The following is a 25,988-nucleotide window of genomic DNA, read 5'->3' as shown; positions in this document are numbered from 1 at the left end:
GCCTGCGAGCAGTTGCGCGCGGCCGGCCGGCGCAACGTCGTGGTGCCGATCCTTGTGACTCAGCCGGGTTGTGGCAACAGCGGTCGCTGGGTAGTCTCGACCGAGCCGTGGCACAGGTGGCTTCTCCCTTCGCGCACCCCACCAGTCCCCAGCATCGAGGCCCAACGTTGGGTTCACCGGTTGCTGCGGACGCCCTTGACTGCGCGCGTCCTTGCTGCCCCCGGCTGTCGCTTGCGACCTGTCCTTCACAACTGAACACCTAGGAGAGTCCGTTGTCGTCTCTTGTCGGTCGCGAACGATATTCGTTCGGCAACCTCGACGAAGTCCTGGAACTCCCAGACCTCGTGTCCATCCAGAAGGACTCTTTCAAGAGATTCCTTGACATCGGGCTGGCGGAGACGTTCTCCGACATCAGTCCGATCAGCGACTTTGCAGGGCAGCTGCAGCTCATCTTCTCGTTCGATCCGAACGACGAAGACCTGCGCCCGCCGCCCAAGTTCTCCGTCGAGGAGTGCAAAGAGCGGGATATGACCTACTCGGCGCCGATCTTCGTGCGCGCCGAGTTCAAGAATGCTCTGACCGGCGAGGTCAAGGCCCAGACGGTGTTCATGGGCGACTTCCCGATGATGACGCCCAAGGGCACCTTCATCATCAACGGCACCGAGCGTGTTGTCGTCAGCCAGCTCGTCCGCTCGCCCGGCGTCATCTTCCAGCCAGGAGAGCGCTACCGGCTGCGCAACATGTCCAAGCACCAGTTGGTGACAGCGACGATCCACCCCTACCGCGGCGAGTGGATCGAGTTCGATGTCGAGCACAAGCCGGGCAAGGACCCCACAGCGGGCAGCCGCATCGCCCGCAAGCGCCGGCTTGACATTTTCTACCTGCTGGCCGCGCTCGGCTATGGCGAGGATCGTCATCCGGGCCTCATCGAGCGATTCGTCGAGCACTTCGACTTCCTCGAGCCGCAGTGGGAGGACCACAAGAAGAAGTTCGACCTCCCGACCCAGGACCAGTCGGTCGTCGAGCTCTACAAGCGGGTCCGCCCTGGCGAGATGGCCACAGCCGATGCTGCCAACAACTACTTCCAGAACGCTTTCTTCGACGAGCGGCGCTACTCGCTGTCGAAGGTCGGTCGCTACAAGCTGAACCGCAAGCTCGGCGAAGAGCTGAACAAGGTTGCCGAGATGCTGGGCCTCGAGCTGATCGACGGCGACCATCCGAGAGCCGCTGACCATCCCGAGCTCGTACGGCCCAATCCCGAGGCCACCGTCCTCACTCGCACTGAGGTGCTGGCGACCGCGAGCTACCTGCTGCATCTGGCAAACGCCGAGCCCGGCTACCGCCTCGACGACCAGGACCACTTCGCGAACCGGCGCATCCGCTCGGTCGGCGAGCTGATCCAGAACCAGGTTCGCATCGGGCTGAGTCGCATGGAGCGGGTCGTGCGCGAGCGCATGACCACACAGGACGTCGAAGCGATCACACCGCAGACGCTCATCAACATCCGCCCGGTCGTGGCGGCCTCGAAGGAATTCTTCGGCACCAGCCAGCTGTCCCAGTTCATGGATCAGGTCAACCCGCTCTCGGGCCTGACCCATCGCCGCCGCCTGTCGGCGCTCGGCCCTGGCGGCTTGTCGCGCGAGCGAGCCGGGTTCGAGGTCCGCGACGTGCACTTCAGCCACTACGGCCGGATGTGCCCCATCGAAACGCCGGAAGGTCCGAATATCGGGCTCATCGGCGCGCTGGCGACGTTCGCCCGCGTCAACGAGTTCGGCTTCATCGAATCGCCGTACCGGCTCGTCCGCGATGCTGTCGCCACACGCGAGGTGCGCTACCTGACTGCCGACGAGGAAGAGGAATTCGTGGTCGCGCAGGCCAATGCGCCCCTCAATCCTGACGGCACCTTCCGCAATCCCCGCGTGCTCGTGCGCAAGAGCCCCCAGGGCGCCAGCCTCGAGGATCTGCGCCTGCAGATGGAGCGTGACACCTATTTCGCTGCGACCACCGAGATCAGCTATGTGCTCGCGAGCGAAGTCCAGCTCATGGACGTCTCGCCGAAGCAGATCGTCTCGGTGGCGACGGCGCTGATCCCGTTCCTCGAGCACGACGACGCGAACCGGGCGCTCATGGGCGCCAACATGCAGCGCCAGGCTGTGCCGCTGCTGCGGGCCGAAGCCCCCTACATCGGCACCGGCATCGAAGCCCTCGCCATGGCTGATGCCGCCGAGATGGTGCTGTCGACCGTGGACGGCACGGTTTCCGGTGTCACCGGCGACAGCATCACCGTGCAGTCCGACGACGGCGCCGAGACCAGCTTCTCGCTGCTCAAGTACCGCCGGTCCAACCAGGACACCTGCATCAACCAAAAGCCGCTCGTGCACCTCGGCGACCAGGTCGCCGCCAACACGGTGCTCGCCGACGGTCCCTCCACCGACCAAGGCGAGCTTGCACTCGGAAAGAACCTGCTCGTCGCCTACATGTCGTGGGAGGGCTACAACTTCGAGGACGCGATCATCCTGTCGGAACGGCTCGTGAAGGACGACGTGCTCACGTCGATCCACATTCACGAGTACGAGATCGACGCCCGCGACACCAAGCTGGGCCCCGAGGAGATCACCCGCGACATTCCCAACCTCGCGGACGACATCCTCGCCGACCTCGACGATCAGGGCATCGTGCGCATCGGTGCCGAAGTCGAGCCCGGCGCGGTGCTCGTCGGCAAGGTCACCCCCAAGGGCGAGACCGAACTGACGCCAGAGGAACGGTTGCTGCGGGCCATCTTCGGCGAGAAGGCCCGCGAGGTCCGTGACACCTCGCTCAAGGTGCCCCACGGCGAGAACGGCGTCGTTACCGACATCAAGGTGTTCAGCCGTGACGAGGACGATGAGCTGCCACCCGGGGTGAACCAGCTTGTTCGTGTCTACGTGGCCCAGAAGCGCAAGATCAGCGTCGGCGACAAGCTCGCCGGACGGCACGGCAACAAGGGCGTCATCTCCAAGATCCTTCCGATCGAGGACATGCCCTACCTGGCAGACGGCACGCCGGTCGAAATCATCCTGAGCCCGCTCGGCGTGCCCAGCCGCATGAACGTCGGCCAGGTGCTTGAGGCCCACCTCGGCTATGCCGCACGCTGGGGCTGGGAGACCACCGACTCGAACGGCAAGTCCCAGTTGGTGGGCGAGGAGCCGACCAGCAATACCGCCCGCAAGACGCGTCCCACGACCAAGCCGGCAGTGTTCATTGCATCGCCGGTGTTCGACGGTGCGCGCTGGGACGAGGTCGAAGCCGCCGGGCGGCATCCGACGATCCAGCAGACGCTCGAGAACCTGCGACCCGAGACGGCCACCGGCGAGCGGCTGATGAGCCGTGCCGGCAAGGCAATGCTCTACAACGGGCGCACCGGCGAGCCGTACGACCAGCCGATCATGGTGGGCTACAGCTACATCTTGAAGCTGGCGCACCTCGTCGACGACAAGATCCACGCCCGCTCGACCGGCCCCTACTCGATGATCACCCAGCAGCCGCTGGGCGGCAAGGCGCAGTTCGGCGGCCAGCGGTTCGGCGAGATGGAGGTCTGGGCGCTTGAGGCGTACGGCGCCGCCTATTGCCTGCAGGAGCTGCTGACCATCAAGTCCGACGACGTGCTGGGCCGAGTGAGGGTCTACGAGGCGATCGTCAAGGGCGAGAACATTCCCGAGCCCGGCATCCCTGAGAGCTTCAAAGTGCTCATCAAGGAGATGCAGGCCCTGTGCCTGAACGTCGAGGTGATGTCGCTGGCGGGCAGCCAGATCGACATTCAGGGTCTCGACGAGGACGTCTTCCGTGCCGAGGAGTCACTCGGCATCGATATCAGTCGACCCGAGAGGGGCACCGACGAAGAAGACGAGCTGCGTCGCCAGCGCCTCTAGCCCTGCGCGACACAGCCGCCGACACAGCTCTCACAACTCACACAGCCCTCACGCGAACACCCCGTAGCGCCACACGCAGCCGCAAACCCACTACAGCTGGAAGCACAGATGATCGACGTCAACGACTTCTCTGACATCCGCATCGGCCTCGCCACCGCCGATGCCATCCGCACTTGGTCCAACGGCGAGGTGCGCAAGCCAGAGACCATCAATTACCGCACGCTCAAGCCCGAGAAGGACGGCTTGTTCTGCGAGAAGATCTTCGGTCCTACCAAGGACTGGGAGTGCGGCTGCGGCAAGTACAAGCGCGTCCGCTTCAAGGGCATCATCTGCGAGCGCTGCGGCGTCGAGGTGACGCGCTCCAAGGTGCGACGCGAGCGGATGGGCCACATTGAGCTTGCGGCACCTGTGGTGCACATCTGGTACCTGCGAGGCACGCGCTCGTGGCTGGCGTACTTCCTGACAGGGCTCGATCCCCGCCAGGAGCTCAAGGCCAAAGCGCTGGAACGGGTCATCTACTTCGCCTCCAACCTCGTCACCAAGGTCGACAGCGACAAGCTCCACGCCGACACGCCGCGGCTTGAGGCCGAGAAGGCCGAAGAGATCGAGGCGATCGACGCCGACCATGCGGAGCGCCGTGCGGAGCGTCTCGCAGAGCTCGAAGCCGAGCTGGCCGAATTGGAGAAAGAAGGCGCTCGAGACCGCGACATCAAGGCCCGCCAGCGCGACGCCGAACGCGATCTCGAAGCGCTGAGCGTGGAGTTCACCAAAGAGAAAGAGCTCGTTGATCGTGCCCTGGCAGTGATTCGCGACCTGCACGAGCGGGCGATCATCGACGACGAGGACCTGTGGCGCGAGCTCGAAGACCGCTACGGCGATTATTTCGAAGGCGGCATGGGCGCCGAGTCCATCGCACAGCTCATGTCCAACATGGACTTCGACAACGAAGAGGTCGAGCTGCGCGCGGCAATCGAGGCCGCTGACGGCCGTCGACCGCTGTCGGCTCAGCGCAAGCAGAAGGCCATCAAGCGGCTCAAGATCCTGAGCGCGTTCAACCGGCGCGATGAGCACGGTCGGCGCATCAATGATCCCCGGGCCATGATCCTCGACGCTGTCCCGTGCATTCCACCGGATCTGCGGCCCATGGTCCAGCTCGACGGTGGGCGCTTCGCGACATCGGACCTCAACGACCTGTACCGCCGGGTCATCAACCGGAACAACCGGCTGAAGCGACTGCTCGACCTGCGGGCGCCCGAGATCATCGTCAACAACGAGAAGCGCATGCTCCAAGAAGCGGTGGATGCGCTGTTCGACAACGGCCGAAGGGGTCGTCCTGTGACAGGCCCCGGTAATCGGGCGCTGAAGTCACTGTCGGACATGCTCAAGGGCAAGCAGGGCCGGTTCCGCCAGAACCTGCTCGGCAAGCGCGTCGACTACTCGGGCCGCTCGGTCATCGTGGCCGGGCCCAAGCTGCGGCTGCACCAGTGCGGACTTCCCAAGCTGATGGCTCTCGAGCTGTTCAAGCCCTTCGTGATGAAGCGCCTGGTCGACGCCGAGATTGCCCAGAACATCAAGTCCGCCAAGCGCATGGTGGAGCGCCGCCGGGCCGATGTCTGGGATGTGCTCGAAGACGTCATCAAGGAGCACCCGGTTCTGCTGAACCGTGCACCCACGCTGCACCGGCTCGGCATCCAGGCCTTCGAGCCGCTGCTGGTCGAGGGCAAGGCAGTGCAGATCCACCCGCTCGTGTGCGCGGCGTTCAACGCCGACTTCGACGGCGACCAGATGGCAGTCCACCTGCCGCTGTCCTCAGAGGCTCAGGCAGAGGCCCGGGTGCTGATGCTGTCGGCCAACAACATCCTGAGTCCGGCGGACGGCCGCCCGATGACGGTGCCCAGCCAGGACATGCTCATCGGCAGCTACTACCTCACCGAGTTGCGGACCCGCGACGACGACACCATCGTCGCCGAAGCGGACGTTCCGACCGCAACCTTCCGGCACCTGCACCAGATCGAGCGGGCGCTCGATCTCGGACGGGTCAAGCTGCACCAGCTCATCGAGTGGCGGAACCCTGCGCTCAGCGACGGAAATGGCGGTTTCACCCCGACCACGCCCGGCCGTGCGCTGTTCAACGCCGCATTGCCCGACAACTTCGAGTACATCAACCGCGCTGTGCGCAAGAGCGAGATGGGCAAGATCGTTCGCACGCTGTCGGACGAATACACCACCAGCGACATCGCGACGAGCCTGGACCACATCAAGGACCTCTGCTACGAGTACGCCAGCCGCTCAGGTCTGACGATCTCGGTGGACGATGTGCGCACGCCGCCCGACAAGGCCGAGATCCTCGAGCGTCACGAGGCTGAGGCCGAGCGGGTCGAGAACCAGTTCCGCCGCGGCATCATCACCGACGGTGAGCGCCGCCAGAAGGAAGTGGAGATCTGGACCGACGCCACCGACGAAGTGCGGCGTTCGCTCGAGGCTGAACTGGCCAAGACAACCTTCAACCCGATCGACATGATGGTCGGCTCAGGTGCCCGCGGAAACATGATGCAGGTACGCCAGATCGCCGCCATCCGTGGCCTCGTGGCGAACCCCAGAGGCGACATCATCCCGCGCCCGATCAAGTCGTCCTACCGCGAGGGCCTCGCCACCCTGGAGTACTTCATCTCCACGCCGGGAGCCCGCAAGGGACTCGTCGACACGGCGCTGCGCACGGCCGACTCGGGCTACCTGACACGTCGCCTCGTCGATGTCGCCCAGGAGCTCATCATCAACTCCGAGAACCCGTTCGAGCGCTCCGGTCCGGTCAACGGTCTGTGGCTTGAGGACATCGGTCCGGATCGGCCTGATCGGCGTACGCATCTCGACACGCGCCTGTTCAGTCGCTGCTTGGCCTCCGATGTGACGCTTGGCGACGGCACAGTCATCCCGGCCGGAACGCTGGTCGGAGACGACGAACTGGCGGTGATACGCGACGACCCCGCCGTCACCCGGGTACGAGTTCTGTCGCCGCTAACCGACGAGTCCGAGTTCGGCGTTTCAGCATTGGCCTATGGCGGCTCGCTGGCGACAGGCAAGCTCATCGAGGTGGGCGAGGCAGTCGGCGTGATCGCCGCACAGTCCATCGGTGAGCCTGGCACGCAGCTGACCATGCGGACGTTCCACACCGGCGGCGTCATCGGCGGCGAGAACATCGCCGGCGGTCTTCCCCGCGTCGTGGAGCTGTTCGAGGCACGAACACCGCGCGGCAAGGCCGTGCTGGCCACCCGCTCAGGTGTCGTGCGCATCGGCGAGGACGATGGCCGGGGCCGCCAGATCGACGTCATCGGCGACGACGGCGAAGAGGACACCTACACCGTGCCCTCGATGTCGCGCCTCGCAACCGTCGACGGCCAGGAAATCCGTGCCGGCGATCCGCTCGTGGACGGTCCGCGCGACCCGAAGGAGCTCATCGAGATCCGAGGCGTGCGCGAGACGCAGCAGTACCTCACCGAAGAAGTGCAGAAGGTGTACCGCGAGCAGGGTGTCTCCATTCACGACAAGCACATCGAGCTGATCATCCGGCAGATGACTCGCCGAGTCCTCGTCGGCGAGCAGGGCGACTCGGCCTTCCTTCCCGGCGAGCAGGTCGATCAGCGGATCTACCGCGAAGCCAACCGTGAGCTGGTGGCCGCGAGCAGCCGTCCCGCGCAGGGACGCCCGATCATCATGGGCATCACCAAGGCGTCGCTTGCGACCGACTCGTGGCTCTCCGCCGCCTCGTTCCAGGAGACGACGCGCGTGCTGACCGAGGCCGCCATCGAGTCTCGCCAGGACGACCTGAAGGGCCTCAAGGAGAACATCATCATCGGCAAGCTGATTCCTGCGGGAACCGGTCAAGACTGCTACCGCAACATCGACACGGTGGCGCCCGACTACGAGCCGATGGAGTTCTGGTCGTCCGAAGAAGCGCAAGACCCCGCAGCTTGGCTGGCCTCGATCGGCGAAGACGAGGGCCGCAGCGAGAACGTGGCGTCGATCACCGATGCCGGCTAAATGAATGAATAGCTGACGCAACAATCGGTTGAACGTTTGCCGGACGGTTGTCGCTTCCGAGCGCGCTGCCTAGCCTTCGAGGTCGGCCGAAGCGTGCTTGCCGGTGGGGCATCGCGCGGTTGTGGCCCTGCTGTCATGTGACAGCGATCTGAGTGACAGAGGTCTTGGTGCCCACGATTCAACAATTGGTCCGCAAGGGCCGCAAGTCGAAAACGACGAAAGTGCGGACACCCGCGCTGAAGGGTTCGCCGCAGCGCCGCGGTGTGTGCACTCGCGTGTACACGCACACGCCCAAGAAGCCGAACTCGGCCTTGCGCAAGGTCGCCCGCGTCCGCCTCACCAGCGGCGTCGAGGTCACTGCCTACATCCCGGGCGAGGGGCACAACCTCCAAGAGCACAGCATCGTGCTGGTGCGCGGTGGCCGTGTGAAGGATCTGCCCGGCGTCCGCTACAAGATCATCCGCGGTGCGCTCGATGCCTCCGGCGTGAATGCACGTCGACAGGCCCGATCGCGCTACGGCGCCAAGCGGGAGTCCTGACATGCCGCGCCGAGGAGCAGCACCGCGCCGCGACATCACCTCCGACCCCGTCTACGACTCCACGCTGGTCACGCAGTTCATCAACAAAGTGTTGCGTCGCGGCAAGCGCTCGGTGGCCGAGCGCATCGTGTACCAGGCGATGGATCTCGTGGGCGAGCGAACTGGTGGAGAGCCCCTTGAGATTCTCAAGCGGGCCGTCGACAACACTCGCCCGCAGGTCGAGGTGAAAAGCCGTCGTGTCGGCGGCGCGACCTACCAGGTGCCTGTCGAAGTTCGGCCACGCCGCGCCACTGCGCTGGCCATCCGGTGGATTGTCGGCTTTTCACGCGAGCGTCGCGAGCGGACGATGTCCGAACGGCTCGCGAACGAGCTGCTTGACGCGTCCAACGGCACAGGTTCAGCAGCAAAGCGGCGCGAAGACACGCACCGCATGGCAGAGGCCAACAAGGCCTTCGCCCACTATCGCTGGTGATCCGGCGCTGGTGATCTGATCAACCGGGGCAACGCTGCAATGGCTCGAAATCAACCTCTCGAACGCGTCCGCAACATCGGCATCATGGCCCACATCGATGCGGGCAAGACAACGGTGACCGAGCGCATCCTCTACTACACGGGCGTCAACTACAAGATCGGCGAAGTCCACGACGGCGCCGCGACGATGGACTGGATGGACCAGGAGCAGGAGCGAGGGATCACCATCACCTCGGCTGCGACCACCTGCGGCTGGAACGACCACGTCATCAACATCATCGACACGCCTGGCCACGTCGACTTCACGGTCGAGGTCGAGCGCTCGCTGCGCGTTCTCGACGGCGCGGTGGCGGTGTTCGACGGCGTTGCCGGTGTCGAGCCCCAGACCGAGACCGTGTGGCGGCAGGCCGATCGTTACGGCGTGCCACGCATGTGCTTCATCAACAAGCTCGACCGCACCGGCGCCTCTTTTTTCGGCTCGCTCGCCAGCATCGAGGACCGGCTGACGCCGCATACGGCTGTGCTTCAGTTGCCGATCGGCATCGAGGCTGGATTCGAGGGCGTCGTCGACCTCGTCGAGATGAACGCAGTGGTGTGGAAGGGCGACGACCTCGGCGCCACCTACGACGTTGTCGACATTCCCGCCGACATGGTTGACCAGGCCGCCGAGTATCGGGGCAAGCTGCTCGAGACGTTGGCCGATGTCGACGAGGACATCATGCTGGCCTATCTCGAGGGCGAAGATGTCGACGCCGAGACAATTCGACGTGCCATCCGGCGGGGCACCATCGACGGTCAGATCGTCCCGATCCTCACCGGCAGCGCCTTCAAGAACAAGGGCGTGCAGCCGTTGCTCGACGCGGTGACGATGTACCTGCCTGCGCCGGTCGACATCCCCGCGGTCTGTGGCCGGTCCCTCAACGGCGCCGACGAAGTCGAGCGCCGGCCCGACGACACCGAGCCCTTCTCGGCGCTGGCATTCAAGATCATGACCGACCCCCACGTGGGCAAGCTCATCTATTTCCGGGTGTACAGCGGCCGGCTCGGCAAGGGCGGCCAGGTGCTGAACACCACCACCGGCAATCGGGAGCGAATCGGCCGCATCCTGCAGATGCACGCGAACAACCGCGAGGACCGCGACGAGATCGGAACTGGCGACATCGTCGCCGGCATCGGGCTGAAGAACACCCGCACCGGCGACACGCTCTGCGAGGCGTCCAAACCGATCGTGCTCGAGCAGCTCGACTTCCCCGACCCCGTTGTGCACGTCGCCGTCGAACCGAGGTCCAAGGGCGACCAGGACAAGCTGGGCCGGGCGCTGACAGCTCTCAGCGAGGAAGACCCGACGTTCCAGGTCAAGTCCGACGAAGAGACCGGCCAGACGGTCATCTCGGGCATGGGCGAGTTGCACCTCGAAGTGCTTGTCGAACGGATGCTGCGCGAGTTCAAGGTCGACGCTTCCATCGGCAAGCCCCAGGTCGCCTACCGCGAGACGCTTACCGCGCCGGTCAACAAGTTCGAGTACCGGCATATCAAGCAGACAGGCGGCTCAGGCCAGTACGCGGTCGTGGTCGTCAACGTGGGGCCCTCTGAGCCCGGCGAGGGCTACACGTTCAGCGACCAGATCAAGGGCGGATCGATCCCGCGCGAGTACATCGGGTCGGTCGACCAGGGCATGCGATCGTCGCTGGAGAGCGGCCCGCTTGCAGGTTTCCCGCTCGTGGATGTGGCGGTCGAGCTCGTCGACGGCAACCACCACGACGTGGACTCTTCGGAGATGGCATTCAAGATCGCCGGCACTATGGCGATGCGAGATGCAGCCCGCCTGGCCAGGCCAGTCCTGCTGGAGCCGGTCATGGCAGTCGAAGTTGTGACGCCCGAGAACTACATGGGCGACGTCATCGGCGACCTCAACTCGCGCCGCGGTCGTGTCGGCCAAATGGAGCTGCGCGGCATGAATCAGGTGATCGACGCCAAGGTGCCACTGTCGGAAATGTTCGGCTACGCCAACGATCTTCGATCGCGCACCCAGGGTCGCGCCACCTACAGCATGCAGTTCGACGCCTACGAGCAGGTGCCGAGGACGATCGCCGGGGACATCATCAAGCGAATCCGTGGCGAGTAGTCCCGCAGCCCGCGTTGATTCGGGCTGCAGCGTCTCTAGCCTCTGACCGTTCAATAACGAAGCAATTCTCGAAGAATCCGCACTCATGTCGGCCGCCCGACGGCGCCGTCCGACTACGACAAATCCCCGGGGATCGTCCCCGAGGCACTCACTCCCGAAAGGCGAGCAGACCATGGCCAAAGAGCGTTTCGAGCGTACGAAGCCTCACGTCAACGTGGGCACGATGGGACACATCGACCACGGCAAGACGACGCTGACGGCTGCAATAACACGTGTCCTTGCTGAACAGGTCGGCGGCCAGGCAACGGCCTTCGACGAGATCGACAAGGCACCCGAAGAGCGCGAGCGAGGCATCACGATTTCCATCGCGCACGTCGAGTATGAGACGGCGAACCGGCACTATGCCCACGTCGACATGCCCGGCCACGCCGACTACATCAAGAACATGATCACGGGCGCCGCCCAGGTGGACGGAGCCATCTTGGTCGTGTCTGCTGCCGACGGCCCGATGCCCCAGACCCGTGAGCACGTGCTGCTGGCCCGTCAGGTCGGCGTGCCCTACATCGTGGTCGCACTCAACAAGGTCGACATGGTCGACGACGAGGAGCTGCTCGAGCTCGTCGAGCTAGAGGTGCGCGAGCTCCTCAGCGAGTACGAGTACCCCGGCGACGACGTGCCCGTGGTTCGGGTCTCCGCGCTGAACGCGCTCGAGGGCGACGCAGCCGCTGGCGAGCAAGTCATCGAGCTGATGGCTGTGGTGGACGAATACGTACCCGAGCCCGTGCGCGACAACGACCGCCCGTTCCTCATGCCCATCGAGGACGTGTTCTCGATCACCGGCCGCGGCACCGTGGTGACCGGCAAGATCGAGCAGGGCATCATCAACACCGGCGAAGAAATCGAGATCGTTGGGATCCGCAACACGCAGAGCACTACCGTCACCGGCGTGGAGATGTTCCGCAAGATCCTCGACGAAGGCCAGGCCGGCGACAATGTCGGGCTGCTGCTGCGAGGCACCGGCAAGGACGACGTCGAGCGCGGTCAGGTTTGCACCAAGAAGGGCGCGATCACGCCGCACACCAAGTTCGAGGCACAGGTGTACGTGCTGAACAAGGACGAGGGCGGTCGTCACAAGCCGTTCTTCTCGAACTACCGGCCGCAGTTCTACTTCCGTACCACCGACATCACTGGCGTCGTTGAGCTTCCCGCAGGCACCGAGATGTGCATGCCGGGCGACAACACCGAGATGACGGTTGAGTTGATCAACCCGATCGCGATGGACGAGGGCTTGCGCTTCGCCATTCGCGAGGGCGGCCGCACCGTCGGTGCCGGCCGAGTCACCAAGATCATCCAGTAACAGAAGCGACCAGTCAGGCGTTCACATGGCAGCACCTCGGATCCGTATGCGGCTTAAGGCCTACGACCACGAGATCGTGGACCAGTCCGCACAGAAGATCACCGAAACGGTGTTGCGTACCAACGCGAAGGTCCGCGGGCCTATACCGCTGCCGACGGAAAAGCACCGTTACACCGTCGTGCGGTCACCCCACAAGGACAAGGACTCGCGCGAGCACTTCGAGATGCGCATACACAAGCGCCTCATCGACGTGATCGACCCCAGCGACAAGACGGTCGACTCGCTCCAGCGGCTCGACCTGCCAGCCGGCGTCGAGATCGAGCTCAAGGTCCAGCCCTAGCTGCAATCAGCCGCCCAAATTTCTGCAATTGGCCGCGTACTTCGCCGCGTTCGTGTGCTCGCAGCGATGCAAGCGCTCGTGGCATTTGACGGAATCGCTGTCTTGCTCGGCGGTCTCGTCGCGGTAGCGTGAATGCATGGCCTCGACGGATGTCAGCGCAGAACAGAGCAGCGACTACCTGCTCCGCGACGTTCCGCGAGCCAGGAGCATCACGGCAAATCAGGGGTTCATTCCCGAGTCATGGTTCTTCTGGCGCCGCTGGACTCGTCGCCCAGAGCCTCATTCAAAGCACTGACCGCCGCAGCGCGTCGTCCCGATCCAATTGGTGCTGCCTTGAGCGATGCGTACCCGTGGGTGAAGTACCTGCCTCGCGAAGAGCGCGAACTCTTCGCGGAGGAGCTCACCAAAGAACTCGCGGCCGCTGCCTCGGCCGGAGTGTTCGAGCCAGTTGCCCTGCTCGCGGATGCCTGGAAGGCCACGGCGGAGGTCTACGCCGATCCCGACCTGCGTCGCCGGCTCTCAGGACCGATCGAGATAACGCACGGCGGACGCGTACCGCGCCCTTCCGGCTGAGAATCGCTACAGCACAGCATGCCGAGGGGTCGGGAGCGCATTGCACCGCCACCGCGTGCAGGCGGGTGGGAGATGCGAATTAGCAGCATTGCGTTCAACTCGCCCAATACGGCGGAGGCGCAGGTTTATGCCCGCTACGAATCGGGCCGCCAGCACTTTGTGCGCTACTACAGCCTGCTGAACGAGTTCTTGGAACAACAGCAGATCGAAGCGCTCACGCCGACTCAGTGCGAGATCACCTATGTGAATCACGTCAAGGGAATCGAAGGCACACGAGGACAGACGGCGAACTCCACTGGTGGTTGCGCTGTTTGGTGTTGGACCAAGGTCAACGTTTGCCCACACCGGGGGACGCCGAACTCTCGCTTCGCTACGCGATGTCGGCCTCGGGCGGCGTGCGGGGCCGATTGCATGTCGGGGCGCAGACATTCGTCGATGGTCGCGATGGTGTGAGCGCTCGCCGGTAGTCGCGTTCTGCGCTCACAAATGGCGGGAACGTGGTGGTGTTCACGCTGACGGTACGGGGCACGCCGCCCACCGCGGACCTTGATGAAGTCCTCAAGCTCTTGGACCACGGTCGGGAGTTGATCGTCTACGGCTTCGACGATCTCACGTTGCCGTCAATGCCCGAACGTCCCAAGGTGAATGACCCACATGTCAGCAGCTTGGCTAGAGTACATCCCGTCACCAAGGCCGTCTCCCATTGGGGATTGGCACAGTCGAGATGTAAGTGGGTCCCTCAGGGGTCCCTTCGGATCGGCTGTGTCGGCGTTGGTGACAGACATCGACCCACTACCGGAGGGACCCACCCGTGCGCGAGAAGTCTTGTATCACGCCCCGGCTGCGCTCGCATCGCCGCGCTACGAACCGCAGGGCATATCGCCAAGCCGCCGGCAACACCCGCCGCGACGCCCACACCGCTCCAGCACGCATCCAAACCGGCCCCGAACCCCACCCGAGTCGGCTCAGACCGCCCACACGCCCAAACTTCCATCCTGCTAGAGGGCTGCGCAAACAGGTGAGCCAGAAGGTGGCTCCGCTCCGTCGACACGACTGCCTTCTCATCGAGGGGAACCGGTAGGGAAGCACCGACCCCGGTGAGCGCCGCAGAGATTGTTTGACGATGCTGCTGCAGTCGATATGGATTCCGCTTGGAGTGTCCGCCGTGGTGGTCGGCGTCACATGGTGGCGGCTGGGTCCACGTGTGGTGAGCCTCGCCCGCCGGTGGCTACGGCTGTATGCGCAGGTGATGGCGACGATTCTCGGCGCGCAAATCGTCGCTGTGGTGTTCTTTGTGGAGCCGCTCAGGCAGCATCCAGTGAACGGCGAGAACGGCGATTATCTCGTCGACGCTGCGCGGTCGATGATGGGCGGTGCCCTGCTGTCGGCCGCGGGCCTGTTGGCGGCGCTCACGTTTGCTTCCATCGTCCATCGTCCGCCTGTTGAGTACCGCGACTTGCGGCGCACCGCGGGTCGGAGGGAGAAGCTCGCCGGCGCTTGCGTGGTGGTCGGCCTTGCGTATGCGGGGATTGTCCATCTAACGCTGATGCTGCCCTTCGTGCTGCTGGCTCCGATCCCCCACTGACGAGAGGTGCTGACATGACTATTGGAGACAGACGCGCTCGCGTTCTGGCGGCCCTCGCGGTTGCTGCCCTGCTGTTGGCAGTACCGACTGTCGCGACGGCGTCGGCTGGCGCGCAGCCGCCCGTGCAGAACGCGGCGGTGCCCATCGACCCTGAGCACGGCGCGAACTGGCTGGGGTCGAGAACGGATTTCGAGCGGCTGGCTGTGGGCGGCTACCTAAAGTTCATCGCCTTCGGGCTCGGCACCGACGCGGCTGGCCTGTACTTCGCCAACACTGAGAAGTACAAGTCTCACGCTGGATTCATGCGGGCAATCGGTCTGCACCGGGCTTACGGCATCGACGACGTGGTGAAGGGGCATATCGCCTACGACGCTGACAGAGAAGTCGCTGATCCCGAGTACGGCGGATGGCACTTCGGCTTGGACAGCGGGACCTATTGCCCTGAAGCGGTCGCCATCCATGACCTGCTCGCAGCGTCGCAATCGTTCATCGAGACACCGCTGCCGCTGTTCGCTTCAGGCGCCGCAGGGGCGGAGTTATCGGAGGAATGCGAGCGTCTCGGGCTGGACGTGACGACCGACCAGGCCAGCGGGACGCAGGCTTCGAGTTTCGCTGCGCTGAACCTCGGTGTGGCGTATGGGCGTCTCGGGGTATTCGGTTCTGGCGACCGTCCCGGGCAACTCGACATCGCCGTGCATGAGTCGCTCCCCAACGACCTGGCAATCGCAGCGGGGATCATCAGCACTGTTCCGCAGACCCCGCTGGCCCATGTCAATTTGCGTGCGGTCTCGGCGGGCATCCCCAATGCTTATGTGCGGGACATCCTCAGCGACCCGCTGGTGCGGAGTCTCATGGGCACATGGGTCCGATTCGAGGTGGCGGAACACGGCTGGGACCTGCGCGCTGCCACACACGAGGAAGCTCTGGCTCACTGGGAGCGCAGCCGGCCCGGTGAGCAAGCGTCTGAAGTACCTGCACTGGATTTTTCTGTGCGTGATATCACGCCGTTGAGCGAAGTCGGTTTTTCGGCTGCGGGTGCCTTCGGGGCAAAAGCGACCGGCGTGGCCGAACTGGGGCGACTCGGGTTCCCTGCAGGGATCGTTCCGTCCGGGCATGCAATACCGGTCAGCTACTACCAGCGGTTCATGTCCGAGACAGGGCTCGACCGGGAAGTGGCGGAGATGCTCGGCGACGAATCGTTTCGCGCCGCCCCCGATGAGCGGCTGAGAGATCTGCGTCGAGCCATCCGGGCGGCGGACACGCCGACATGGATCGAGGAAGACCTCGCCGTGATGCTCCGCGCGTACCCGTCAGGCACGAATTTGCGGTACCGGTCGAGCACGAACGCTGAGGACCTTCCGCACCTGAACGGCGCGGGGCTGTACGTCTCCAAGACGCAGTATCCCGACGAGATGCCACTCTCCAAGTCCCTGAAGCAGGTGTACGCAGGGCTGTGGACAAGACGGGCGTTCGACTCACGAGAGTATTACCGGCTCGATCACACGAAGGTCGCGATGGCGGTTCTCGTGCATCCGAACTACAGCGACGAACAGGTCAACGGGGTGGCCGCTAGCTTCGATCCGCTCTCAGCCGGGAGCGACTCCGGCAGTGCGTATTACGTGAACTCTCAGGTCGGCGAGGACCTGGTGACCAACCCTGAAGCGGCTTCGGTGCCCGAACAACTGCTCGTCGACGCCTCGGACTGCGCCGCCGTCGCGTCCATCAGCAGGTCGAACCGCACCGAGGACGGCAGGGTGTTGCCAGAAGGGCGCGCCGAGGAAATCTGCCAGCGGCTGCGGGCTATTCACGACCGGTGGAGAGAACGACACGGAACGCCGGGGCAGAGGTTCGCCGTTGAGATCGAGTTCAAGATCGATTCGGGCGGGCGCTTGGTCATTAAGCAGGCGCGCCCGTGGGTATTCGGGCCTGCGACCGCGGAGCCAGCAAGGGCTAGCCCTGCGCGTTCTGTCGAGGTCGTGCGCTACTCAGGCGCGAATCGCTTGGAGACAGCGCTTGCTCTGGCTGAGGTTTTGCGTCAAGAACCATCCACGGACCTAACCGGTGCTGTGCTGGTCAACGGGTTGGCGTGGACCGTCGCACCGCTTGCCGCGTGGCTCGCTGCTCGCACCGCCCGTCCGCTGTTGTTCACCAGTTACAACCAAATCGGCGAAGTGACTGCGGGGGCCATCAGCGCCTGGCAAGCGGAGGCTGTCTTTGTTGGTTCGGGGCAACAGTCGTCGCGTCTCGCTGCCAGCATCGGAGTCTCCGACGGTCTCGTCGGGCAAGACGTTTACGAGACAGCGGTGCTCGTCGCTCGGGCCGGCGGAGAGGTAGGGACCGTGGCGGACCTCGGAAGCACTGCCGTGGTGGCTACTGGGTCAATGCCGCATGACGCACTCGCCGTTGCGCCTCTCGCGGCGCGTTTGAGAATCCCGATTCTGCTGACAGAACGCGACAAATTGCCTGAGCAAACTGCCCGTTACTTGCGCGATACAGGCATCGAACACGTTCTCCTGATCGGAGGGCTAAAGGCCGTGACGCAGCAGACCGAAGACGAAATCTCAGCGATTGCTGCAGTGACCAGAATCGCAGGGCGGAACCGATTGGTCACCGCAGGGAAGGTCGGCGAATACCTCCGCGACCTAGTAGCCGACGTTTGCCCCGCGACAGGCAGCCTGCACCTCGGGCTCGCCGCGGCGGGCGTACCGGCCGACGCTGCAGCTCTGGTCCCGCTGCTGACGTCCCGCTGCGGTCAGTTGCTGTTCGCTGGCGCTTCCATCGGGGCCCTGCTTCCCCCCTATACCCGCAGCCTCGCGCGGCAGGTGCGATGGCAGCAGGACACGTCCGTGATCATCGCTGGTGGCGTGTACGGGGTCACACGGGCAGCAGCGGGCCGAGTTGTTCACCCGTTTTGACCAGCTCTCGCCCCAAAGGCCGGGTCCTCTCGCCATGTCGGCAACACCGTGATCACCTCAGCACCGCCGACCCGTGCCCGTCCAACGGGTGACCGGAAAGTGAGTCGCGGAACTATCGGCTCGCTACTCCGGCGCGACGGCCTGTCACAGCGTTGGCGATGGTCGCCGTCCCTTGCGGTGCCGTCGCTAGTAGTGACGGTCCCGTTGGTTGGGCATTCGCTACTTGGAGACGATCGTCGTCGCTTGTACCAAGCAGCCCAGCTTGTCGGCTCTAACCCGTTCAAGGCTCTCGACCATTCCTTCAAGAACATCGACACATTCTTGGACCGTGGGAATTTCCGTCCAATTGGTCGGGCCATCGAGAATCTCGAACGAGCACTGGTGTTCGATTTTGGTGAGGCCACCGGGCTTCCGCCGCACGCAGTCAACGGGGCGTTTCGCATCATCTTGATCGCCCTGCTGGCGATCGTTTCCTGCAACGTCGTGTCTGCACTTCTGCGATCCGCCGGTGCTGTCTCGGCGAAGCACCTCCCGACAGTCGTGCTGTATCCGATGGTCTTGGCAGGAGTACTCGTCGCCGGTGACCACTACAGCCCGATGACGAGCTACATGTTCGTCTTGACCGGCTCAGTCATCGTCATCCTCGCGACCGGGCTCTGCGTCGCGAGAGATCGTGACATGAGCGCACGTCGACTCGCGTGGCACGAGGTAGTCGTCATGATCGGGCTAGGAGCCGTCTTGGCCACCACGTATGACCTCCTCTACTTAGCTCCACCATTCTCGGGCGCCTATGTCGCTGCGCGCGCAGCTGCGAGCGGCTCGACATCGAAACTGCTCCGTCTGGCGAGCCTCCGGCGCTGGCTGCTGCTCAGCGTCGGCTTTCTCACGGCATTCGTGCCCGTTCGCATCGAGATATTCCGGCGATGCAGGCTGTCGACGTGTTACTCGGCTACAGATCCCGACCTGACTGTTGACGCGCTTGGTCGAACCGCCGATCGCCTCGTGACGGGACTGCCGCCTGCGGGCTGGAGATACTCCGCTGACTTGCTGGACCGGGCCGGAGCCCGCACTGGGCATGTTGCACTGGCGCGAAATGCCCTACTGGCAATTCTGCTTGTTGCCGTCGTCTTTATTGCATTCACCACTGCTCGTCACCTCATCCGCCGCGCCTCGGCTCGCGAGATGGCTGAAGTCGACTGGAAGCGATCAGCAGCAGCATTGGGTGCCCTTGGGGTTGTGACCGCCCTCATGCCTTCGCTGCTTGCAGGGCTCTCTAAGCGCACCCAGAGCGTGCGTCCTGCGATCGGCGAGGCTTGGCGCGAGACCCTCCTGGTGCAAGTTGGGTGGTCTCTAGTGGCAGCCGCGTTGCTCACGGTCACATTTGGCCTCGTTGGGCGTTCGCAGTTCGCACGGGTAGTTGTGATACTGGCCGCAGGGCTTCTGTGTGGCAGCATGGCGCTGACATTGCTCGCCAACGCTCGCGTGACCAGAGCTGACCGTATCACCCCGCTTCACGCCATCACGAGCGAAATGGCGACAGCGGCAATTCACTTCGACCCAACTCCAGCAGGAAATGTCCGACGGTGTGGTCTTGTCGACAGCTTCACAGCAATCCGGCCGGGCACCAAGAATTGGGTAAGCGGTCCCAACGTCGGCGCCGAACTCGACGGACTGATGTTGGACATTCACAATGCGCGATTCTGTGAGCCAACGAATCTCCGCGGAGGCGCCGTAAGCCCGCCGGAGGACGCACCTTGATCGGCTGCGTCGACCATCTCACCTAGATGATTGGTTCCAAGGGGTGGGGGGTCCGCCCGGTGTGGGGAGAGGGAGTCCAAGCTCGGGGTTTGTACACACACCTCGATCTCGGAGGGCTTGGGCATGAACCCGGGCTTGGACAGCTTGGCGACTGCACTGTATGTGCGCATTGACGATCTGCTGGCAGCGAATCCCGGTTGGACGCCCGAACGGCCTGCGGTGGGCATCGCCCCCAAACCGGCCGACGCGGAGGTGGTCACGCTCGCGGCGATCTCGGCGCCCTGGCTTCGACTTCGAGCGCCGCTTCGTGCGCTACGCGCGTGCTCATCTGCGGTCGTGGTTCCCCTATGTGTCGAACCATTCAGGCTTCAACAGGCGATCACGCCGGGACCGCCCGCGCGGGCAAGTGAGCATGCTCGCGGAGTTGTCCCCGGATCTGCTCGCTGAAGCGGCTCACCTCTGAGGGTCCAACGGGCGTGAAGCCTCCTCTCACGCTGGTGGCTGTGACGCCATTCCAACGACAAGAAGGGGCTCTGTCTCGATGGCGTCATCAGAGGAAGACGTGGAGATCACATCATTGAGGCATGGCAGGCGGAGAGGGGCATCGAACTCCGCGCGCCCTTGTGCACTGGAGTGACTTGCGCTTTCAACTCCGAGCCATCTGCGAGCGGGCGCTGTGCTGGTCTATCCGCCGGCAAGCGGGCGGACTAAGTGCACCTCTGATGACTCGGTGAGTTCTTCGAGCATCGGGTCGGGGATGAGTTCGCCGTCGATGGCGACCGCGGTGGACGAGGTCTCGACGAGGTGCGCGTTCAGCGAGGGGTAGAGCTCGGTGAGCTTGCGAACGAGTTCGCGCACGTTCGCAGCGTCAATGGCGACGTCGGCAAGGCCGGTGTGTTTGCGCTGGTCGGTCGAGAAGTGAACGACCGCCATGAAGTCTCAGATCAGCTGGCGTTCGCGGTCAGTGCTTCCAGCACCCGCGGCGGCGAGAGCGGCAGGTCGCCGATGCGACAGCCGGTGGCGTCGGCCACGGCGTTCGCCAGCACTGGCAGAGGCGGCACGATGCCAACCTCGCCCACGCCGCGCACGCCATAGGGATGCGAGGGGTTCGGAACTTCCACGATGACCGTCTCGATCATGGGCAGGTCTGAGGCCACCGGGATGCGGTAGTCCAAAAAGCCGGGGTTCTGGAGCGTGCCGTCGTCGGAATAGATGTACTCCTCGTTGAGGGCCCAGCCGATGCCTTGCACGACGCCGCCCTGCATCTGGCCTTCAACGTAGCTCGGGTGAATCGCGGTGCCGGCGTCCTGCGCAGTGGTGTAGCGCTTCACCGTGGTGCAACCGGTCTCGGTGTCCACCGACACGTCCGCTACTTGCACCGAGAACGCCGGACCGGCGCCGCGAGCATTCAGCGATGCTGTGGCTCCCAGAGGACCGCCGGTGCGCTTGGCCCCGGCCGTGATGGCTGCAATCGTCAGCGGATCGTGCTCGCGAGGCCCGTGCACCGCAGCGCCGTCGACCCAGTCGACCTGCTCGATGTCGCAGTCCCAGGTCTTGGCCGCCCGCGCGCAGAGCTGCTTCTTGAGATCGCGGCACGCCTCGACCACCGCCATGCCTGTGGCAAACGTGGCACGGCTGCCTTCGGTGACGTCAGTGAAGCCGACAACCTCGGTGTCGCCCACGACCGGCTGGATCAAGTGCACATCCAATCCGAGCTCCTCCGCGGCCATGATCGCCATGGATGCCCGGCTGCCCCCGATGTCGGGGCTGCCGGTGATCACCGTGCCCGTGCCGTTCTCGTTGAGGTTGACGGTTGCGCTGGACGCCTCGCCGATGTTGAACCAGAAACCGGTGGCCACGCCGCGGCCCTGCCCGGCGGGAAGCTCCGACTGGTAGTGATCGCTGTCGCGGATCGCTTCGAGGCAGTCCCGCAGGCCGATCATCGGCCACTTCGGGCCGTACGGCGTCGGGTCGCCCTGCGACGGGCAGTTGTTGAGCCGCAGATCTATGGGGTCCATGCCGAGCTGGTTGGCGATCTCATCGACGATCGACTCCATGGCGAACGCCGCGGCGGGGGCCGACGGTGCGCGGTAGGCCACGTTGACCGGCCGGTTCATCAGCACATCGAAGCCTTCGACGTAGAGGTGATCGAGGGTGTAGGACGAAACGACACACATGCATCCAAGCATCGCGGCTATCCCCTGAAAGGCGCCGTTCTCATATGCCAGCCACGCCTTCGCCGTGGTGATCGTGCCGTCGCTGCGAGCGCCCACCTTCATCTTGATGATCGAGCCTGGCGCGGGTCCTGTGGCTGCGAACACATCGGCGCGGCTCATCACAAGCTTCACTGGCCTTCCGGCACGCGCTGACAGCAGTGCAGCGATCGGCTCGAGATAGATCGTGGTCTTGCCGCCGAATCCGCCCCCGATCTCGGCGGGAATGACCTTGATCTGCGAGGTGTCCCAGCCGAGCACGGTCGCCGTCGCGGAGCGCACCTTGAAATGGCCCTGCGAGGAGCACCAGATCATCGTCTTGCCGTCCTGGCCGCAGTCAACGACACAGGCGTGAGGCTCGATGTAGCCCTGGTGCACTGCCTGAGTCGAGAACTCCCGCTCGATCACGATGTCGGCTTCGCCGAAGCCCTGCTCGACATCGCCGCGTTGGTACACGGTTCGCGCCGCGATGTTGGAGGGCTCGGTGGGCCGCGGCTCGACGCCTCGGGTGAACAGGTTGTCGTGCAGCACCGGTGAGTCGTCAGCCATCGCATCGGCGATGTTCAGTACGTGGGGGAGCACTTCATAGGTGACTTCGATGGCCTCAGCTGCGGCTTTGGCCTCACGGCGGGTGGACGCGGCGACCGCCGCGACCGCATGGCCGGTGTACAGCACCTTGTCCCGGGCGATGACCGTGCACATCAAGTTGCGGTCGGCGCCCTTGGGCGGCGCCTCACGGAAGTCAGCGCCGGTGACGACGGCCCTCACTCCTGTCATCGCCTCGGCTGGCGACGTGTCGATCGAGATGATGCGGGCGTGCGGGTGCGGCGAGCGCAGGATGTGCGCGTGGAGCATGCCTGGCAGTACGAGGTCGGCTGCGAAGCGCGCCTTGCCGGCCACCTTGTCGAGGCCGTCAGGGCGCACCGGCCGCGTGCCGATCCAGCGGTAGCCGGAATTGCCGTTCTTGCCAGTGCTTGCGGGAGCTTCGGTTGTGCTCATTGTGGGAGGTCCTTCGAATGTCTCGGTGGGGGCCTAGACGGCGCTGGTGCGGATCTGAACGGCTGCGTCGAGCACCGAGCGAACGATCTTGTCGTAGCCGGTGCAGCGGCACAGGTTGCCGGCAAGCGCGTAGCGCACTTCGGTTTCGGTCGGGTTGGGGTTCGCGTCGAGCAACACCTTGGCAGCCACGAGAAAGCCCGGTGTGCACACACCGCACTGCAGCGCCGCGCCTTCGAGGAAGCACTGCTGCAGCGGATGCAGCTCGCCGGCGGTGGCGAGGCCCTCGCAGGTCGTGATCTGGGTGCCGTTCGCCTCGGGAGCAAAGATCAGGCACGAGCACTGCAGGTTGCCGTCCATGATGATCGAGCATGCACCGCAATCGCCGGTGCCGCAGCCTTCCTTGGCGCCGGTGAGCCCCAGCTCGTCGCGCACTGCGTTGAGCAGTGACTCGCCGTCCTCGGTCAGGAAGTCGACGGCATCGCCGTTGATCTCGCAGCTCACATGGGTGCGGGCTTGGGTGCGGCTCATTGGGAGTCTCCTTGTGCATTGGTCACACGCTCGGCGGCGGCGACGGCGGCTCGACGGGTGAGCACGCCGGCAACCTGGCGCCGGTAGGTGATCGTGCCCCGCTTGTCGTCGATGGGGTTGCAGGCATCGCTCGCGGCGGTGGCAGCAGCGGCAAGCGCATCGTCATCAAGCCGGCTGCCGACCAAGGCGGTTTCGGCGTCAGGCACGCGCACCACGGTCGGTGCGACCGCGCCAAGAGCGACGCTTGCTGCGCTCACCGCGCCGTCGTCGTCGAGTGTGACGCGCACGCCCGCACCGACCACGGCGATATCCATCTCGGTCCGCGGGATCAGCCGGAGATACGCGTCCGAAGTGCGCGCCCCGGGTCGGGCGATCTCGAAGCACACCACGATCTCGTCGTGCGCCAGCGACGTCTGCCCGGGTCCGGTCACCACATCGGCCACCGGCACTCGTCGGTCGCCGTCGGCTCCGGCGATCACCGCCACTGCTTCGTTCACCACAAGGGCTGGCACCGAGTCCGCGGCGGGCGATGCATTGCAGAGGTTTCCGCCGAGGCTGGAGCGGTTCTGGATCTGGTCGGATCCGATGAGCCCTGCGGCCTCGGTTAGGCCCGGGAAGTCGGCCGCAAAGGCGGCGTTGCTGGTCAGCAGCGACGACGGGGCCGCTGCGCCGATGCGCCAGATGTTGCCGTCGAGGCCCACCGCCATCAGCCGGTCGATCTTCTTGAGGTCGATCGCAAGGCTCGGCTCGGGTCGCCCGCCGCGCATCTGGGGCACCACATCGGTCGCGCCGGCGAACACGATCGCATCGGGGTCGCTCCCCAGCAGCGCTCGAACCTCGTCGGTAGTTGTCGGGGCGGCATATCTCATGCGGCCATTTCTCCCGTGTCGGCAGTGAATTCTCACGCTGTCACCGTGCGGCGGCAGCGCTCCCGGCTGCGGACCATAGTTGCGCCGGGAGCCCTTCGTCACGGTTCACTCGTATTGAGGCGGTTGCATTGAGCGGTTGCATTGAAGATGCCGTGGCCCCGCTGAACAACCGGAGCAAGGAGCAAGCAATGTCCGAAACACCATCCGCAGCGCCAGGCGCAGGCGCTCGGGTGCCGTGTGGTCGGTGTGGCCGGTTCCGACGAGAAGTGCGCGCTGCTGACCGGCGAGATTGGCTTCGATGCGGCGATCAACCGCCGCTCGCCCGATTTCCGCGCTGAATTCCGGGCAGCTACGCCCGACCGCATCAATGTGTACTTCGACAACACTGGCGGCGAGATCCTGGGCTCGGCGTTGTTCCGCATGGCCACCTTCGGCCGCATCGTGTGCTGCGGCGCGGTGTCGGCCTACGACACAACGACCCCCGACCCCAGCCCGCGGGGCATCCCGGGCCTGCTGGTCAACAATCAGGTGCGCATGCAGGGCTTCATCGTGTTCTCCTACGCCGACCGCTACGACGAGGCACGAGCGCAAATGCGCGAATGCGCGAATGGATGGACGCTGGCTCGCTCGTGGCGCGTCATGTGAGCTACGACGGCCTCGATGCTGTCGGCGGCGCATTCGTGGATCTGCTGGCCGGTCGTACCATCGGCACCACCATCGTCCGCCTCGGCGACTGAAGCCCGCAGTGCCCTGCGCGCACCCTGGCCGCGCGTTGACCGGGTCCTAGGCTTCGCACATGGCGTTCGCCACGCGGCGGATAGACGGCGTTGCGACACCCCCCACAGAGAGATCCAGACGCGCCTCGCGCCTCGCGATTCGGGTTTCCTATCCGTTCGTGATGCTCGGGGGCCTGGCGGTCTATGCGGGGCTCGATGCCGTCGGGGTGCCTGTTGTCATTGCCTCGTATGCGGCAGTGGTGCTCGGCGCGGGACTCATCACGGCCCACGAAATCGTCCTGCCGTATCGGGACGAGTGGCGCCCACGCGTCAACGACGTCCGGTCCGACCTGACGTTCATGGTCGCCGTGCAGATCCTGGTGCCGCTGCTGTTGTCGCTGGCCGCCGCGACGGCGTTCACTGGCTGGCTCCGCGAGGGCGATCTCACGCTGGGCGGCCTGTGGCCGCACAGCTGGCCGGTGGCCGCCCAGGCGGCGCTCATGGTGGTGCTGGCTGATCTGCCGCGTTACTGGCTGCATCGGGCCTTTCACTCGTCGACATTCATGTGGCGATGGCACGCCGTCCACCATTCCCCGCATCGGCTGTACTGGCTGAACGTCGGCCGCTTCCATCCGCTCGAGAAGGCAGTGCAGTTCAGCGTCGATGCGCTGCCGTTTGTCCTGGTGGGTGTCGGCGACGGCGTGCTGGCCGCCTACTTCGTCTTCTACGCGGTGAACGGCTTCTTCCAACATTCCAACTGCGATGTGCGACTCGGGTGGCTCAACTATGTGATCAGCGGTCCGGAACTGCATCGCTGGCATCACTCCAAGCTGGCTTCGGAGTCGGACCACAACTTCGGGAACAACCTGATCGTGTGGGACGTGCTCTTCGGTACCCGATTCCTGCCTGCCGATACGCACGTCGGTCCGCTGGGACTGCTGAATCGGAACTACCCCCTGGGATTCGTCGCCCAGATGCGCACGCCGCTCGTGCGAGGCCTCGACAAGGCCAAACAAGTCATGGCCACCGAAACAGCGACATCGCAGTGATGACG

Annotated in this window: 17 protein-coding genes and 1 pseudogene; 14 read left to right on the top strand and 4 right to left on the bottom strand. The window is 64.7% G+C overall.

All coding sequences use genetic code 11. The features are described from left to right. Nucleotides 1–272 precede the first annotated feature (272 nt). The 12 genes from ACQY5K_RS12015 to ACQY5K_RS11960 all read left to right on the top strand — a co-directional run bounded on the left by ACQY5K_RS12015 (nucleotide 273) and on the right by ACQY5K_RS11960 (nucleotide 19,609). Nucleotides 273–3,908: a DNA-directed RNA polymerase subunit beta gene (locus ACQY5K_RS12015; protein ID WP_428115518.1), complete on the top strand. Its 3,636-nt coding sequence runs from the start codon at nucleotides 273–275 to the stop codon at nucleotides 3,906–3,908. Between the two features lie 108 nt (nucleotides 3,909–4,016). Continuing rightward, nucleotides 4,017–7,946 carry a DNA-directed RNA polymerase subunit beta' gene (locus tag ACQY5K_RS12010; protein ID WP_428115515.1) on the top strand — a complete coding sequence of 1,310 codons (3,930 nt, stop codon included), beginning with the start codon at nucleotides 4,017–4,019 and terminating at the stop codon, nucleotides 7,944–7,946. A 167-nt stretch (nucleotides 7,947–8,113) separates the two neighbouring features. Further along, on the top strand, nucleotides 8,114–8,485 hold the full coding sequence (gene rpsL, locus ACQY5K_RS12005) for a 30S ribosomal protein S12 (RefSeq protein WP_428122658.1): 372 nt from the start codon (nucleotides 8,114–8,116) through the stop codon (nucleotides 8,483–8,485). Between the two features lies 1 nt (nucleotide 8,486). Continuing rightward, on the top strand, nucleotides 8,487–8,957 hold the full coding sequence (gene rpsG / locus ACQY5K_RS12000) for a 30S ribosomal protein S7 (protein WP_419921407.1): 471 nt from the start codon (nucleotides 8,487–8,489) through the stop codon (nucleotides 8,955–8,957). 39 nt (nucleotides 8,958–8,996) lie between these two features. After that, nucleotides 8,997–11,081 (top strand): elongation factor G, encoded by a 2,085-nt coding sequence (gene fusA / locus ACQY5K_RS11995; protein WP_428115511.1) that lies wholly within the window; start codon nucleotides 8,997–8,999, stop codon nucleotides 11,079–11,081. 172 nt (nucleotides 11,082–11,253) lie between these two features. Next, entirely contained in the window at nucleotides 11,254–12,438 is a 1,185-nt protein-coding gene (tuf, locus tag ACQY5K_RS11990) for an elongation factor Tu (RefSeq protein WP_428115509.1), read from the top strand. Nucleotides 12,439–12,463: 25 nt separating this feature from the next. Continuing rightward, nucleotides 12,464–12,778, top strand: coding sequence for a 30S ribosomal protein S10 (gene rpsJ, locus ACQY5K_RS11985; protein WP_428115506.1), 315 nt, complete (start codon nucleotides 12,464–12,466; stop codon nucleotides 12,776–12,778). Nucleotides 12,779–13,018: 240 nt separating this feature from the next. Beyond that, entirely contained in the window at nucleotides 13,019–13,351 is a 333-nt protein-coding gene (locus ACQY5K_RS11980; protein WP_428115503.1) for a hypothetical protein, read from the top strand. 72 nt (nucleotides 13,352–13,423) lie between these two features. Beyond that, entirely contained in the window at nucleotides 13,424–13,804 is a 381-nt protein-coding gene (locus ACQY5K_RS11975; RefSeq protein WP_428115500.1) for a hypothetical protein, read from the top strand. 670 nt (nucleotides 13,805–14,474) lie between these two features. Beyond that, entirely contained in the window at nucleotides 14,475–14,936 is a 462-nt protein-coding gene (locus ACQY5K_RS11970; protein WP_428115497.1) for a hypothetical protein, read from the top strand. Between the two features lie 14 nt (nucleotides 14,937–14,950). Next, a complete protein-coding gene (locus tag ACQY5K_RS11965) occupies nucleotides 14,951–17,851 on the top strand; it encodes a cell wall-binding repeat-containing protein (protein WP_428115494.1) in 2,901 nt (966 codons plus the stop codon). A gap of 243 nt (nucleotides 17,852–18,094) precedes the next feature. Next, nucleotides 18,095–19,609 (top strand): hypothetical protein, encoded by a 1,515-nt coding sequence (locus ACQY5K_RS11960; RefSeq protein WP_428122852.1) that lies wholly within the window; start codon nucleotides 18,095–18,097, stop codon nucleotides 19,607–19,609. 684 nt (nucleotides 19,610–20,293) lie between these two features. Here the strand turns inward: ACQY5K_RS11960 and ACQY5K_RS11955 are convergent. From ACQY5K_RS11955 to ACQY5K_RS11940, 4 genes are read right to left on the bottom strand one after another with little or no spacing between them, the layout of a single operon-like run. Next, nucleotides 20,294–20,542, bottom strand: a complete 249-nt coding sequence (locus ACQY5K_RS11955) for a MoaD/ThiS family protein (protein WP_428115492.1) — start codon at nucleotides 20,540–20,542, stop codon at nucleotides 20,294–20,296. Nucleotides 20,543–20,553: 11 nt separating this feature from the next. Next, nucleotides 20,554–22,821 (bottom strand): xanthine dehydrogenase family protein molybdopterin-binding subunit, encoded by a 2,268-nt coding sequence (locus tag ACQY5K_RS11950; protein ID WP_428115489.1) that lies wholly within the window; start codon nucleotides 22,819–22,821, stop codon nucleotides 20,554–20,556. 33 nt (nucleotides 22,822–22,854) lie between these two features. Then, entirely contained in the window at nucleotides 22,855–23,349 is a 495-nt protein-coding gene (locus ACQY5K_RS11945) for a (2Fe-2S)-binding protein (RefSeq protein ID WP_428115487.1), read from the bottom strand. Further along, nucleotides 23,346–24,218, bottom strand: coding sequence for an FAD binding domain-containing protein (locus ACQY5K_RS11940; RefSeq protein ID WP_428115484.1), 873 nt, complete (start codon nucleotides 24,216–24,218; stop codon nucleotides 23,346–23,348). Before ACQY5K_RS11940 ends, ACQY5K_RS11945 begins: the two co-directional genes overlap by 4 nt. Before the next feature lie 228 nt (nucleotides 24,219–24,446). Between ACQY5K_RS11940 and ACQY5K_RS11935 the strand changes: the two are divergent. Both ACQY5K_RS11935 and ACQY5K_RS11930 read left to right on the top strand, forming a co-directional pair. Continuing rightward, nucleotides 24,447–24,863: pseudogene (locus tag ACQY5K_RS11935) on the top strand (zinc-binding dehydrogenase); the annotation flags it as partial. Nucleotides 24,864–25,014: 151 nt separating this feature from the next. Further along, nucleotides 25,015–25,983, top strand: coding sequence for a sterol desaturase family protein (locus ACQY5K_RS11930; RefSeq protein ID WP_428115481.1), 969 nt, complete (start codon nucleotides 25,015–25,017; stop codon nucleotides 25,981–25,983). Nucleotides 25,984–25,988: the final 5 nt, after the last annotated feature.

Origin of the sequence: Candidatus Poriferisodalis sp., assembly GCF_965262965.1 — a bacterium.
GTDB lineage: Bacteria > Actinomycetota > Acidimicrobiia > Acidimicrobiales > Poriferisodalaceae > Poriferisodalis.
The sequence above is the reverse complement of the archived record's forward strand: the minus strand, read 5'-3'. Positions and strand labels throughout refer to the sequence as shown.

Excerpts from the sequence above, each read along its gene's own strand:
- ACQY5K_RS12010 (WP_428115515.1), top strand. The coding sequence starts at position 4,017 with ATGATCGACGTCAACGACTTCTCTGACATCCGCATCGGCCTCGCCACC.
- rpsG (WP_419921407.1), top strand. The coding sequence starts at position 8,487 with ATGCCGCGCCGAGGAGCAGCACCGCGCCGCGACATCACCTCCGACCCC.
- fusA (WP_428115511.1), top strand. The coding sequence starts at position 8,997 with ATGGCTCGAAATCAACCTCTCGAACGCGTCCGCAACATCGGCATCATG.
- tuf (WP_428115509.1), top strand. The coding sequence starts at position 11,254 with ATGGCCAAAGAGCGTTTCGAGCGTACGAAGCCTCACGTCAACGTGGGC.
- rpsJ (WP_428115506.1), top strand. The coding sequence starts at position 12,464 with ATGGCAGCACCTCGGATCCGTATGCGGCTTAAGGCCTACGACCACGAG.
- ACQY5K_RS11980 (WP_428115503.1), top strand. The coding sequence starts at position 13,019 with ATGGTTCTTCTGGCGCCGCTGGACTCGTCGCCCAGAGCCTCATTCAAA.
- ACQY5K_RS11975 (WP_428115500.1), top strand. The coding sequence starts at position 13,424 with ATGCGAATTAGCAGCATTGCGTTCAACTCGCCCAATACGGCGGAGGCG.
- ACQY5K_RS11970 (WP_428115497.1), top strand. The coding sequence starts at position 14,475 with ATGCTGCTGCAGTCGATATGGATTCCGCTTGGAGTGTCCGCCGTGGTG.
- ACQY5K_RS11965 (WP_428115494.1), top strand. The coding sequence starts at position 14,951 with ATGACTATTGGAGACAGACGCGCTCGCGTTCTGGCGGCCCTCGCGGTT.
- ACQY5K_RS11955 (WP_428115492.1), bottom strand. The coding sequence starts at position 20,542 with ATGGCGGTCGTTCACTTCTCGACCGACCAGCGCAAACACACCGGCCTT.
- ACQY5K_RS11950 (WP_428115489.1), bottom strand. The coding sequence starts at position 22,821 with ATGAGCACAACCGAAGCTCCCGCAAGCACTGGCAAGAACGGCAATTCC.
- ACQY5K_RS11945 (WP_428115487.1), bottom strand. The coding sequence starts at position 23,349 with ATGAGCCGCACCCAAGCCCGCACCCATGTGAGCTGCGAGATCAACGGC.
- ACQY5K_RS11940 (WP_428115484.1), bottom strand. The coding sequence starts at position 24,218 with ATGAGATATGCCGCCCCGACAACTACCGACGAGGTTCGAGCGCTGCTG.
- ACQY5K_RS11930 (WP_428115481.1), top strand. The coding sequence starts at position 25,015 with ATGGCGTTCGCCACGCGGCGGATAGACGGCGTTGCGACACCCCCCACA.